The organism is Pseudoalteromonas sp. JC28 (assembly GCF_013319255.1).
GTDB lineage: Bacteria > Pseudomonadota > Gammaproteobacteria > Enterobacterales > Alteromonadaceae > Pseudoalteromonas.
The window spans coordinates 411,489-425,391 of sequence record NZ_QOKX01000003.1 but is presented as its reverse complement, the minus strand read 5'-3'; the positions used below and the strand labels follow the sequence as shown (position 1 = coordinate 425,391).

9 protein-coding genes are annotated in these 13,903 nt (G+C 44.2%); 4 read left to right on the top strand and 5 right to left on the bottom strand.

What is annotated here, in order from left to right:
- Positions 1-2 precede the first annotated feature (2 nt).
- Complete coding sequence (locus DS891_RS24820; protein WP_174169656.1) at positions 3-2,999, bottom strand: salicylate synthase; 2,997 nt, start codon at positions 2,997-2,999, stop codon at positions 3-5.
- A 518-nt stretch (positions 3,000-3,517) separates the two neighbouring features.
- On the opposite strand from DS891_RS24820, the gene DS891_RS09565 reads away from it, so the two are divergent.
- From DS891_RS09565 to DS891_RS09555, 3 genes are read left to right on the top strand one after another with little or no spacing between them, the layout of a single operon-like run.
- Positions 3,518-5,332, top strand: coding sequence for an ABC transporter ATP-binding protein (locus tag DS891_RS09565; protein ID WP_174169655.1), 1,815 nt, complete (start codon positions 3,518-3,520; stop codon positions 5,330-5,332).
- Complete coding sequence (locus DS891_RS09560) at positions 5,333-7,084, top strand: ABC transporter ATP-binding protein (protein ID WP_174169654.1); 1,752 nt, start codon at positions 5,333-5,335, stop codon at positions 7,082-7,084.
- Positions 7,085-7,120: 36 nt separating this feature from the next.
- Positions 7,121-8,323, top strand: coding sequence for an MFS transporter (locus DS891_RS09555; RefSeq protein WP_217448613.1), 1,203 nt, complete (start codon positions 7,121-7,123; stop codon positions 8,321-8,323).
- Positions 8,324-8,448: 125 nt separating this feature from the next.
- Here DS891_RS09555 and DS891_RS09550 read toward each other — a convergent pair whose 3' ends face one another.
- The 4 genes from DS891_RS09550 to DS891_RS09535 are packed head-to-tail and all read right to left on the bottom strand — an operon-like array spanning position 8,449 to position 11,638.
- Entirely contained in the window at positions 8,449-9,687 is a 1,239-nt protein-coding gene (locus DS891_RS09550) for an ATP-binding protein (protein ID WP_174169653.1), read from the bottom strand.
- Positions 9,688-9,694: 7 nt separating this feature from the next.
- On the bottom strand, positions 9,695-10,384 hold the full coding sequence (locus tag DS891_RS09545; RefSeq protein ID WP_174169652.1) for a response regulator: 690 nt from the start codon (positions 10,382-10,384) through the stop codon (positions 9,695-9,697).
- Complete coding sequence (locus DS891_RS09540) at positions 10,384-10,788, bottom strand: DUF3019 domain-containing protein (RefSeq protein ID WP_227388036.1); 405 nt, start codon at positions 10,786-10,788, stop codon at positions 10,384-10,386. The genes DS891_RS09545 and DS891_RS09540 overlap by 1 nt, the downstream gene beginning before the upstream one ends.
- Positions 10,763-11,638, bottom strand: coding sequence for a MipA/OmpV family protein (locus tag DS891_RS09535; RefSeq protein WP_227388037.1), 876 nt, complete (start codon positions 11,636-11,638; stop codon positions 10,763-10,765). The genes DS891_RS09540 and DS891_RS09535 overlap by 26 nt, the downstream gene beginning before the upstream one ends.
- A gap of 212 nt (positions 11,639-11,850) precedes the next feature.
- Between DS891_RS09535 and DS891_RS09530 the strand changes: the two genes are divergently transcribed.
- On the top strand, positions 11,851-13,854 hold the full coding sequence (locus DS891_RS09530; protein WP_174169651.1) for a beta-propeller domain-containing protein: 2,004 nt from the start codon (positions 11,851-11,853) through the stop codon (positions 13,852-13,854).
- Positions 13,855-13,903 lie beyond the last annotated feature (49 nt).

Genomic DNA, 13,903 nt, shown 5'->3' with positions numbered 1-13,903 from the left:
TGTTAGCCCTGCGCCTCTTCTAACGTTTTTTCATCAATTAGGTAGTTGGCGATGCAACTGAGTTTTTCGATGGTTTCTGTCAATTCACGCTCAGGCTTAGATTGATCAATGACACCAGCGCCAGCTTGTAGCCATGTACTGTTATTGGCGCGATAAATTGAACGCAGCACTAAAGCTGAGTCCATAAACCCGTCATTATCTACAATCATTACACAGCCGCTGTACCAATCTCTGCTATTTGGTTCAAGGCGCAATATGGCTTCTATGGCCTCACGTTTTGGGATCCCTGACGCCGTAACCGCAGGGAAGAGCGCTTGAAATGCATGCCATGGGTTTTTACCATTACTTAGTTGACCGCAGACGCGAGAGGCTAGGTGTTGTACACTGCCGCGACGGCGCACAGCCATAAATTCACTTACCGAAATTGAACTGGGTTCACATATTTGCTCCAATTCTTCTTGGGCTAATTTTACTGATACAGCGTGCTCGGCTATTTCTTTGGTGTCGTTAAGAAGTTCTTCTCGCAGCTGCTGCTCTTCTTGTGGCGAGTTACCAAGTGAGCGAGTACCAGCTAGAGGCTGTGTGCTGATATATCCCTTGTTGCTGGCTTCAAGTAGGGTTTCTGGGCTGAAACCTGCAATTGAAAAGTCGTTTAGCTGGTAGAGGAATGAGCGTGCAGGGGAATTATGTAAACGGCCGTAGCGGAAGCTCTTATTCAAGCAAATGCTGTCCGGTACATGAATACGGCGAGACAAGATCACTTTTTGATATTGCCTGTTGCAAATTTCTTCAATGGCTTTAGCAACCGATGTTTTATATTCATCTTTATATTGCGTGTTGATCTGTGGTGTTTTTAGAGGCTTAAAGGCAGCCGTACTTTCCGTTTGTAGGCATGATGTATCTGCTTTTAACACTAATGTTTCAAGCGCTTTGAGGTCAGCCTCAGTCAACGCGCGTAATGTCGCTTTATTTGCTTCAAGGCGTACCTCTAGTTTTGGCACAAATAATTGCAAAGACTTTTCATGCTCAGTACATGTTTGAATACCGTGAAATACGCTGGCTAGTTCAAACTTAGCTACGCCATATAAGCGCCAGTTTTCGAATTGAATACTTTGCAGGGCCTGCGCCATCAGCTCGGGAAAAGGCTTGCCATTAAAGTGTTTTGTCTTTTCACCTTGTTGTAAGGTTATTTCGTTGCCGTTAGAGTGCAGTTCAGCTACTTTGCCAAGGCCAACAGACCAAGCAGATTTACACTCGTATACGGCTTTAAATGGATGATTACTGAGCTCAGAAATACTCGGGGCTAACTGCGCTAAAGTTGACTGGACAGAGATGGTTTTTTCAACATAGGGTATTGGTTTTAACTGATTCATGGTGGTCTCTACATACTCATCTTCAGCACGTTTTATTAGTGCTTTTTTATTGATCTTTCCTATAGCAGTGAGTGGCCAAAAGCTGAGCGAAATGATTTGATCTGGATATTTAAAGCGCGCAACCTGCTGTTCTTGCAGTAGTTGATAAACTTCACTGAGGGTAACAGGCTGACTAGAAATAATGCAGGCACAGCTACGTTCGCCAAGATATGCGTCTGGTACGGGCACTAGTATGGCTTCATCAATATAGGGGTGGGAGAGCAGGCGTTGTTCTATTTCTGCGACAGCGATTTTTTCTCCTGCTCGGTTAATCTGTTCTTTGATCCGCCCTTCAACAATTAGGTTACCAACTTGGTTCATACGTACTAAATCACCCGTACGGTAAAAGCCATCGGCGGTAAAGGTTGTTTGGTTATGTGCTTGTGCTTTGTAGTAACCCGCGATGGTATAGGGACCTTTGGTTTGTAGCTCACCAACGCTACCTCGTGCTACGGGGTTGTCTTGTTCGTCAACAATGCGTATTTGATCGAGGTCGCAAAGTGGACGACCTTGGGTATGCATCACTTCATTTAACGGATCATCCAGGCGGGTGAAACACAGTAATCCCTCGGCCATACCAAACACTTGTTGCAGTTGACAACCAAGTACATCAGGCACTTGTGTCGCTTGCTCGGTAGTGAACTTAGCACCACCCACTTGTAACAGTTGCAGGCTACTTATATCGGTTTCATCCCATTGTTTAGCCTCAAGCCATAGTTTCGTTAAAGCGGGTACCAAAGCGGTGTGAGTAACTTTGTGTTGTTCTATAAGTGGAAACGCTTCGTCTGGCCCAGGTGTTGGACACAGCACCACTGTTCCACCCTGACAAAGCGTGCCAATGATCCCGGGACATGCCAAAGGGAAATTATGGGCGATTGGTAAAACCGCTAAATAAGTGGTTTGCTCATCAAATTGACATAGCTTGGCAGAAGCTTTGGCATTGAAGTAATAGTCATTGTGACTGCGTGGAATAAGTTTAGGGGTACCTGTAGTACCACCAGAAAGCAACATGAGTGCCGTGGAGGTTGGATCAATATTAGAAACCTGCATGGGCTCGGTGCTGTCTAACTGAGAAAGGGATGTATACGGGGTATCGCTTGGTGTATCACTCGTGACCAAGACATGCTCAATACTTGAACATTTGGACACAATACGTTGGGCCATGGCAATATAATCGTGACCCAAATAACTGCTTGGCACTACGTATGCTACAGGGTTACTGAGTTCACACAACGCGACAATATCGGACTCACGCTGCGCGGGCATGGCCAAAATTGGGATGACACCTAATTGGAACATTGCGAAGCAACTAATTACAAAATCGAGAGAATTAGGCAATTGCATCATCACGTGGTCGCCGGCTTTTAAGCCGATATTGCAAAATCCAGCACGGCGCGCTACCACGCGTTGCTCAAATTGAGCGTAAGTGAGCTCAGTTTCACCTTCAATCAGGGCGACGTTATCTGAAAATTGAGACCGCCAATCGGCGACAAGGGAACCAAGACTTTGTTGCTGCCAAATATTTTTTTCAATATAGAGGTCTTGCTCAGCCTTCGGTCGGACTGGCGTATCAGTTGTTGTTTTCACTATTGTTCTCCGGTTATGAAGCACGGTCGCGGTTTATTTTTTGAGTCGAGGCAACTGCGAGTGTTATTTGTCATGAAGTTTTCTTGCCCAAAAAATATGTTTTTGGACAATTTGTTCCCACCCCAAAAAGTTGTTGTATGCCCCTATCGGTAATTTTTTCGGGAAAATTTGCGTGGATATCAGAGAACTTATACTTATTTCCGATCTGGGGGATATTGAACGGATGAGGGGAGCGTTGTCAGGGTTGCTGCAATAGGCTTAGCGCTATTTTTTATTGTGCTTAGATAAATCACGGTGTGGTAAAAGTGGCAGCATAAACCAGAGATACAAACTAGGTATTTGTTCTAGTCTTTAATGATTGACTCTGCTGTTCAAGTTGCACGTTTGGTTGATATAAACCTGATATCTCTAAAAGCTATGGGATCGGCAAGAGCATATTTGCGTTGTTGCACGATTTTAATACCGCTTAGGGTTAGTTTATACGACAGATTTTTAACCGCATTTAAAGGAGTAGGTATATGCGTGTTGAATCGCATGAAACCGAGGGACATTGCAGTCCCAGGTCAATTATTTTTGCTATCTGTGCACCTTATAAAGGCAAAATGTTGATAGCTTTTAGCCTAATGGTGCTTGTCACTTTGCTTGAAATCGTGCCTGTGTATTTGTTATTTCTTTCTATTCAAGCCTTACTTAATCCTTTATCGGCTTCGATTGAACAATTGTTATGGATTGCTGCAGGGATTTGTGGCGCGATTTTATTGAAATCTGGGTGTGCTATGGGCGCCTATTACTTCAGCCACCAAGTCTCTTTTAAGGCGCTCACTAAAGTTAGAATGACACTCGCAACCCAATTGGCAAATATGTCGTTGCTATGGCTCAGTGCTCAAAACCCCGCCGTTTTAAAACAAAATATATTGCAAGATGTTGAGCATATTGAAAACTTTATAGCCCATCAAAGTGTTGAGTTGTTTAACGCAATCCTTACACCTTGTGTCGTCTTTACGGTGATCGCATTTATAGATTGGCGGCTTGCACTCAGTGCGGTTGTTGTTGTGCCGCTAGCATTTTTTGTTAGTGGTTTATTTATGCATAAAACAGCTGGTCAGTACGAGCGGTTTAGCCTTGTGTCAGAGGATTTGACCACGACACTAAGTGACTACGTTAAAAATATGCCGTTGATGAAGCTATATAATTTAGACAGTAAACGATTTGCCGTTTTAAATCGAAAGTTGGATCAATACCAAAAGTTGGTACTCGAACTCACCGGCCAAACGGTACCTGGCTGGACGTTATACACCGCATTGCTGAGTGGATCTTTTGTTTGCTTGCTACCCGCAGCGATTAGTTTACATAGTGCGCAAAGTGTCACTACTGAGCAGGTTATTTTAAGTATATTATTGGCTGTTGGCATGCTTAACCCAATCATCAAAGTGAGTCGTTTTTTTATGGAAGCAAACGAGTTACTAGCTGGCGTTAAACGGATCACGCCTATCTACATGGCGCGCTTTTCTAATTCAGCTAGCACACCTGTTAAAGTTGATAAAAGGTTGCCGCTGATGCAGTTTCATCACGTGGATTTTGCTTACCAATCTCATCAGGTTTTGGCGGGCGTGCACTTTAAGCTAGTACCCAATTCATTGAATGTTATAGTCGGTGCATCTGGTAATGGTAAATCCACGCTTGCGATGTTGGCATGTGGTTTATTGTCTCCTTCATCAGGTAAAGTGCAACTATTCGGGCAGGATGTGTGTTTAATGAGTGACAGTGTCCGATCACACTTTATGAGTGTGGTGACGCAAGAGTGTTATTTATTTGAGGGTACCCTACGAGACAATATTTTGTTTGGCCGTAACCATATTAGCTCCGATGCGATAGAGCGCGCCATTATGGTCGCTCAACTAAAGCTTTGGATAAGTCAATTGCCTGATGGCCTCGAAACCCAGGTACAAGTACGCGGACAAAATTTGTCTGGGGGAGAAAAACAACGTATTGCTATTGCACGTGCTTTGGTGGCCGAGCCCCCTTTGGTGATTTTAGATGAAGCTGCGGCCGCAATGGATAATGTGACACAATCTAAATTCTATCAGGCTATTCAAACGTACTATCCAAACACCACTTTCTTGGTGATCACCCACAAGTATTTAGGTCTTGAAAATATCGGTCAGATCCTTGTCTTGAAAGAGGGGAAAATTGTCTCACAGGGAACTCATGGCGAATTGTTGTCGAATTGTGATTATTATCGTCACAGCTGGTTGCTACAACAAAGCGAAGGAGAGCAACAAAGTCCGATGAAAGACTCGTCAAATTTCCAACCTATACATTATGAGATTTAAATGGACAGACAAGCATTATTGAGTATTGGTCGTGTGATAGAGCATGCAAGCTCTGGCAAGTGGCGCTTTTATACTGGCGTTGTTTTTCGAGTGTTGGAACGTAGTGTGGCAATTGCACCGCTGCTGTTATGTTTCCACTGGCTACAACAGCAGTTTTTAACCACGCCAAAAATGATGCCTTGGCTTTCAACACCAATGGATTATTTGATGGCGCTAGGTGGTTGCTTTGTGATGCAACTGATATGTGCATATATAGGCCAGTATCAGAGCTTTGTCGGCAGTTATCAGGTTGTTCATGCGTATCGTATTAAATTGATTAATCATGTACGACATCTGCCTCTTGGTCGTGTGCGACGCACCCATAGCAGTGAGTTTTTAGAAATGCTCACTGAGGATATAAAGAAAATTGAAGGTATTTTTTCCCATATCGCTCCCGATCTGATTTCTGCTTTGGTGACACCTGTGATTGGTCTAGTGGTGATGTTATTTATCAATCCTATTTATGCCCTTAGTGCATTGATACTATTGCCTTTAGCATTTTGGGTAATGGAGGTGTCGAAACGAAAGTTTGTGCAAGTCGCTAGCGCTAAGCAGCAATCATATCGGCAAAGTGCCAGCACTATTACCGATTATATTGAAGCGTTAAAAACCCTCAAGTTATATGACCAAGCACAAACATGGTTGTCCCATCTTGCCAAGCAGCTAGAGAAAACAAAGCAGCATAGCCTACAAGTGGAAATGTGGGGAGCCGGCCCCGTATTAACCTATCGCATAGTGCTAAATATGGTGCTCAGTATGTTTGTGATAATGCTAGCCATAACCTTACCCGAGCAGCGTTTTTCAGGCGTAGATTTTACCACTATTCTATTTGCCCTGCTGCTAATCAAACTACTTGAACCTCTTCAAGAAGTTGGCGAGTATCTAACGGTTTTACGTCTGGCTATGCAGTCTGAGCGCAAGCTTGAGGTTATTCTAAATGAGCCTGTGTTGGTAGAGCCAGATAGCCCCCAATTGCCAAGCAATTTTGATATAGAGTTTGAGCGAGTATCGTTTCAACACGGGGCTAAAAAGGTCATAGATGATGTGAGTTTTTGTGTGCCACAAGGCACGACAATGGCCATTGTAGGTGCATCTGGTAGTGGCAAGTCTACATTATTAAATTTGTGTGCCCGCTTTTTTGACCCTAATTCAGGTTGTGTGAAAATCGGTGGCCTAGATCTTAAAGATATTGGCTCCAAGGGCGTGCATCAGTTAGTTAGTATGGTGTTTCAAGATATTCAGTTAATCGATGCCAGTATTGTTGAAAACATTCGTATTGGTCGGCTAGATGCCAGTGATGAAGAAGTAAAAGATGCGTGCAAAACGGCTAACTGCTTAGAGTTTGTTGATACGTTACCAAATGGCATAAATACCCGAGTAGGCGATGGTGGTTTATTGCTATCTGGCGGTCAAAGACAGCGTATTGCAATTGCCCGAGCACTATTAAAAGATGCACCTATTGTACTACTTGATGAAGCCACAGCCTCACTTGATCCTATTACTCAATCAGAGGTAATCATCGCCATGAATAACCTGTTGCACAATCGTACCGTGGTGACCATTGCACATCGGCTTTCTAGTATAGAGGGTGCTGATCACATTATTGTACTTGAGCAAGGTAAAGTAGTGGAGTCGGGTTGCCACCATCGCTTGTTAGCGCAGAGGGGGCACTATACATATCTTTGGAATACGCAGGCTATGCAATTTGTGTAAAAGGAGTTTGTATTGCCATCATCAAAAGGAAACCAAATGACTAATTTAGCCAGCAATGAGGGGATGCCAGAGGCGGGTGATGCATTTAGCCTGAAGCCGCTGATGTTTGAGACATTTGTTTGCACTATGGCTGTGATGGGGTTTACTGCGTTAGCAGGTCCTATTGCCCATGTGATTGGGCTCAAAGCATGGCAAATTGGCGCGGCGATGACAGTTGCTGGAGTTGCTTGGGTTATTATGGCACGGTTCTGGGGAAGCCTTAGTGACCGAAAAGGTCGGCGCCCGGTGATACTGTTTGGGCTTACAGGTTTTGTCATTAGCTATGCATTTTTAGCAGTCTTTATCGACTTTGCGATGCAGACCGCATTAGTGCCCGTGCTTGCATTTTCAGGCATAGTGGTTGGACGTGGATTCGCTGGGATGTTTTATGCTGCGGTACCTGCGACTTGCGCCGCTTTAATCGCGGATCATGTTGTGCCTAAACAACGTGCGGCAGCGATGGCGGGGATTGGTGCGTCAAGTGCGGCTGGTATGGTGATTGGTCCTGGGTTTGTTGGGCTACTTGGACCTCTTAGCTTAAGTATGCCTTTGTATATTTCCGCAATGTTGCCCCTTATTGCCCTGATTGTTCTTTGGCGGGTACTGCCAAGGTACGAACGACATGCAAAACCCAGCAACAATCGCGTTCGTTTAACGGATGTAAGGCTACGTCGACCTGTTACCGTGGCTTTTATAGCAGCTTTTAGTGTGGCTGTTGCGCAGATCACAGTTGGCTTTTTTGTCCTTGATAGGCTTCAGCTTGACCCTGCTGACACTGCACGTGCTGCAGGGATTGCACTTGCGACTGTTGGTGTGGCACTGATTATCGCGCAAGTAGCACTCCAGAAGCTTGAATGGCAGCCTGCGCGACTAATTCAATTCGGTGGAGTCATCGCTGCCGCTGGATTTGTGTCTGCGATTTTTGCATCAGCGCCTATCTTGCTCTGGGTTTGCTATGGTGTCGCTGGCTTTGGTATGGGATGGATATATCCGTCTGTCTCTGCTTTGGCTGCCAATTCGGTGGAGGCTGATGAGCAAGGCGCGGCTGCCGGAACGATATCAGCGGCGCAAGGACTGGGTATTGTAATTGGCCCGATTATTGGAACTGTTATTTATGAAATAGAGATTGGGTTGCCGTATGGACTAATAGCAGGAATGCTATTATTAGTCGCTCTGATCCCAGCTCGCACTCGCGCTTAATCACTCAAAACTTGGGATAGTAACTTGCTCTTTAGCCGTTGTTATCCCTTAGGGTAGCGTCCGTCAACTTCTATATGCCTTGAATACACGCACATAGGTCAGCAGGTGTGCGTGTGATAAGCGTTTTAAGATGAAGTGCGGGGCAAAGTCAGAGTGAATTTAGCACCGCCGAGTTCGGAGAACCCAACATGGCAAGTGCCGCGATGCCAAGTGGCGATTTTGCGTACGATAGCCAGCCCTAGGCCATAACCACCGTTATCTTTGCTGCGACTTTCATCTAAGCGTGAGAAGGGAATAAAAACCGATTCCCACTGAGATTTAGGGATCCCATCGCCATCATCCTCAATATGAAGATAAGCGTTGCTTTTGTCACATTCAAGACTAATTTCGATGTTTGAGCGACCGTACTTATCGGCGTTTTGCACAATATTTTGAATGGCTCGAGAGAGGTAGTAAGCGTTACCTGAGACGATAACCTGCGTGCTCTTTTTATTAAGAGTTATTTGTTTATCGGTGAGCTGACTGAGTTTGTTTATCTGGTCGTCGACAAGCGCGCAAAGATCCAGTGGTGTTACTTCAAGTTTATCTACTTCAAATTCAAGCCGTGCGTAGGCCAGCATTTCATCTATCATGGCTTCCATTTCGACCACATCATCCGCCATATCATTTGCTTGCTCACGGCTTTGCTCTGGTAACATGGCGAGAGCAAATTTGAGTCTGGCAAGTGGAGTTCGCAGGTCGTGAGAAACCGCATTAACGAGTAGTTTTTGATTTTCAATTAGCCTTGCGACTTGAGATGCCAAATCGCGGATCTGCTCGGTTAAATTTGAAATAGCAGAAAACCGGGAATGTCGGGTCGCTTTGGGCAGTTGACCTTGAGTGAGATTTTCGGTGATATACCTCAGTTGCAATAAATCAAGCCACAAGGGCCGTATCCACAGCATAAGTAAAAATGCGAGCACGGCATAAGAAAGCAATTTGATGACCCACTGTTTATTGGCAGCTGAAGCGGCTGGTGCTAATGGCCCTAGCTGCATCAGTAATGTTGAATCAGGTACTTTGAAAGTCAGCCATGCGCTACCTTCATCGTCAAAGCTCGTTAAAATACCACCTTGAACTAAAGTGCCGGCTTGCTCTGGAAGCCAAGCGACATCGTCCATGTTGAGTATTTTCACGGTTTCCGACTCTTGGGGTAAGTTGTGTGAGGAAATACTCGCTTTGAGCGTATTAGCAACTGCTTTTGCGTGTCGTAACTCATCGGGCGCGGAGTGCACCCAATGAGACCAAATAGCTTCGCTCACTTGGTTAATAACGACAATGCTGGTAAACACAGCCAAATAGAGGCTGAGCAATAGTTTTAGCACAAATACACTAGCCCCAAGCAGACTTAGAGCAGAGGTAGCCCTTGCCCCACACGGTAATAAGCCTTGCAGGTTGCTCTAGATTGTCGCCAAGTTTTTTACGTAAACGGCTAATACGTACATCAACGCTTCTATCTAATCCGTCATATTCGCGGCCAACAACATGTTTATAGATATAGTCTCTACTCAGCGTTTCGCCCGCATGGCCTGCCAATGTCTTTAGTAAATCAAATTCATAACTGGTTAGTTCAACTTCGTTACCTGCCAAGTAGACCTTACGGTCCGATTTATCTATTTGTAATTCCCCTAAGGTAATGGAGTCAGACTGAACTTCATCATTTTGTGTGCGTCTTAATAGCGCATTCAAGCGGGCAAGTAGCACATATGGCTCAACGGGCTTGATAATGTAATCATCAGCACCGATTTCAAGTCCTTTTACATGGTCGAAGTCGCTATCTTTGGCGGTAAGAAATAAAACCGGCCCTTTAAAATCACCGCGTGCAGCTTTGCAAATAGAAAAACCATCAAGGCCTGGAAGCATAATATCTAAAATTAAAATATCTGGTTTTTCGGCTTCTATCGCTTTAATGGCGTTAATACCATTGTGTAATTGAACGACTTCAAAGCCATTATGGATTAAGAACTTTGCGGTTAACTCCGCTAGTTTTACATCATCTTCGACAAGTAATACCTTGGCCATTAAAACACACTCCAATCGCTTCTGAGTTTGCGTCTATATTGTTGGTTGACGCTTGTGTGTACTTCAATATTTTGTTTTGCAACAACGTTATTTTTAGCATCTTTTAGGGTAAAGAGCATGGACTTTGAGAGGTGGATAATTTGTGTTGATTTTGCCTCCTTGGCCTGCTCCCAGCATTGTAATTTTTGTTTTTCCTGAAATAAACAGAGGTCCATTTTAGCGGGCGATTGCCAAGCAATTTTTGCCGTCATTTCGCAGCGTTGCCCTGCTTGTTTCACCATACATGTAATAGGTTTTATTTCTAATTTAATGCCATTGTTGGGTTTGGTTAAAGCTTTACTTGGTGCGCTGAAAATTATAATTGTGATTAAGTACAGCCTAAAATTCATATTTTCCCCCGACAAAAACCGTCGCGGTATAGCTATCCTCGACTATCGGGCTATCTGTCATTGTGCTATCAAGTTGCTGATATTTAGCGTTAAATTTGAAGGTCCAAGACTCACTTACGGGATAAGAGTAGGCAAAGCTAACATAAGGCTGGAAGCTTGAACTGCCTTTATACCATAGCTCACTATTCGGTGTATCCGCTTTGTCTATGCCGTAGTAATAGTCCACCAGTTGTCGACTTTTCCATTTTAGCCCCGCTTTAATAAACACATAAGTGTTAGGTGAATTATTGAACCTAAAACGATAGCTAACCCCAACATCGGCATTGTAACCTTGATAAGTGTTGGTGATATCGGTGAGCCATGATGCGCTGATTTTTACGCTATCACTTATTATCCAGTGGGCTAAAACGCCGCCATCTATGGCCCATTTTCTCGATTCGATATCGTCTAAGGAGATAGCGGTTTGCTCTGCGGCAAATTCACCGCCAGGTAGCTCATTGCTGGCATCAAACCCCATTTTTTGCACGAATATATTACTCGGGTGAAATTTTTCGAAATAGGCCTGCTCGGTATTAAACGTGCCGATCAAGCTAAGATCAAATTTATCAGTGTAGTGAAAGGTATAGCCCAAAGTCCCATTATCAAGAAAGAGGTGTTCACCGTAATAACTAATATAGGGCACAACAACCAAGGGAATATTTTCACCGTCATGGAGTGGGTTGGAGATCACGCCGCCGCCAAGCGCAATGCCAAATCGCCATTCATCGACTGGCGTACACTCGCTGTCATTGGCGTCACATGGCACCACCGTGGCATTTACCTGAGTGGTAACCAGCAAGGTTAAGGCCATTAATAACTTATTCAACTTGGAACTCCAGTTCTGAATTTGGGCTTTGCACTGGTTTTTTTACGAGGTGTCAATCAAAGCGCATTATTACTACCAGTGTAATTTACCAGTCGCTGTACAAATTACCAGAAAGGGTAACATTAAATAACAAAACAAGTTGCCAAGATAACAGAAATTTTAGTGTGAAAGTTTAGGCTTACGTTGGCACTTAACTTACAAGGAAACATATCATGAGATGCAAAATTTGGCTCAGTCTTCCGCTTGCCGCTAGCCTTTGCGCATGTGGTGGTAGTAGCGACAATGATGAAGATAAATTACCAGAACTCAACGCGCTTAATAATAGCTCTGCGCCGTTGAAGTCAGCTTCATCAGCTCAGTTTAGTCAGTTTATCAAAAACGGCATTTTCGTTGCCAGCGGTGGGTTGAATAATGGCGATGATTTAGAAAATCCATCAGCAACCACAGATAATGCACCTTACTCAGGCACCAATCAACTGGTTGAAGGGGTATCAGAAAGCGACCGGATTAAATTCGATGGCCGTTACTTATTTATCGGCGGCTCGACCAGCGTTGCATACACGGATACAGACAGTAAAACCTTCGTTAGGATCTTGGATACTGAGGCTACGGATGTCCCTACACAAGTTAATGAATTAGCGGTATCAGATTCAGAGTTTGCAAGCCAAAATCTTTACCTTAAAAACAATCAACTCATCAGCGTATTAATGGACTATGAGTATGACTTTGCTGATGGTATGTCTGAACTGGATGTTCAACCTGAAGTAAATTATCAAGGCGTGATTGAGCTTGCTTTTAGTAACGTATCCCTACCCGCACAGGCTGAGGTCGAAAAACGCTTTCAAATTGATGGTTCATTAGTTGGCAGCAGATTAATCGGTGACAAACTCTATGTTATCGCCGACCACACTATACGCTACAATGGTTTTAATAGCGCTGACAAAGTAGCAAGCTACAATCGCTTAATGGATACTAACATTAACGATTTATTACCCCAATTTAGAAATTTAAAGCAAGGAAGTGTAGCGCCACTGGTTGCCGCAGATGGCTGTTATTTGCCAGCAGATGCTACCACGCAAGATGGATATAATGGCTTAACAACAGTCACGGAAATTGACATTCGCAATCCTGATGAGGTGAAAACAACTTGCGTCAGCACGCGCACCTTTGGTTTTTATATGTCTGCAACAGCAGTGTATCTTTACAATTACTCGTTTAATGGCAGTGATGGTGATGTCAACACATCAATCTGGGATCCATCAGGCATAGTATTACATAAGTTATTGTTAACGGACGAAGGGGTGACATACCAAGCAACAGGTGAGGTGGAAGGTCAACTTGCTCGTGTCAGCGAGACGATGGCTGCGACTCGATTTGATGAAAAAGATGGCGTTCTGCGCGTAGTAACGAGTCAGTATGATACAGATATCGGTAATAGCCATAAGTTGTATATGCTCAAACCAGAAGGGAATGAACTCAACACTGTGGCGACGCTACCAAATAGCCAAAATCCAACCCCTATTGGCAAGGTTAATCCGGATACGGGGCTTGTGGATGAAGATATTTATGCGGTTAGATATTTTAACGATACAGCTTATATCGTGACCTTTAGACAAATAGATCCTCTCTACGTTCTGGACTTATCTGACGCATCACAGCCTAAAATCGCGGGAAGTATAGAGATCCCCGGTTTCTCTTCTTATTTGCACCCTGTTGGTGACGGTTTGCTTCTTGGGGTAGGTCAGCACCTTGGAGACCCTGATGGAAACGTGCAGCCCGGCACCAAAGTGAGTTTGTTTGATGTTGCAAATCCTGCTGAACCCAAGCTATTAAAAGATCATACATTTGCAGGGGGGTTTACACCGCTGGAATATGATTATCGCGCTTTGGCCATGCTAAAAGACAATGCCTCAGTAACTCGGTTCACTTTGCCGATTGTTTACTGGAATACAGAGCAAGTGAATGAAAGTAGTTATAACTGGTATAGCCAAAACGATCTCGCCGCATTTGAAATTATCCACGGCGTGGACTCAACACTCAGTTATCGCGGGAGTAGCCGTGCCGAGGTAGCAACGCCCATAGAGAGTGACAAAGCACTCGGGTATACCGAAGCAGATAGAGGGCTTATTCAGGCTGATAAACTGCTTTATATCCATGGCAACTACGTGTGGCAGAGTAATTGGCAAACGCCTGCTGACAACAGTGGACCACATTAATCCTAACTCCCTTTGAATATTAGGTTGTTGTACACTGTTTCGTTGCCAA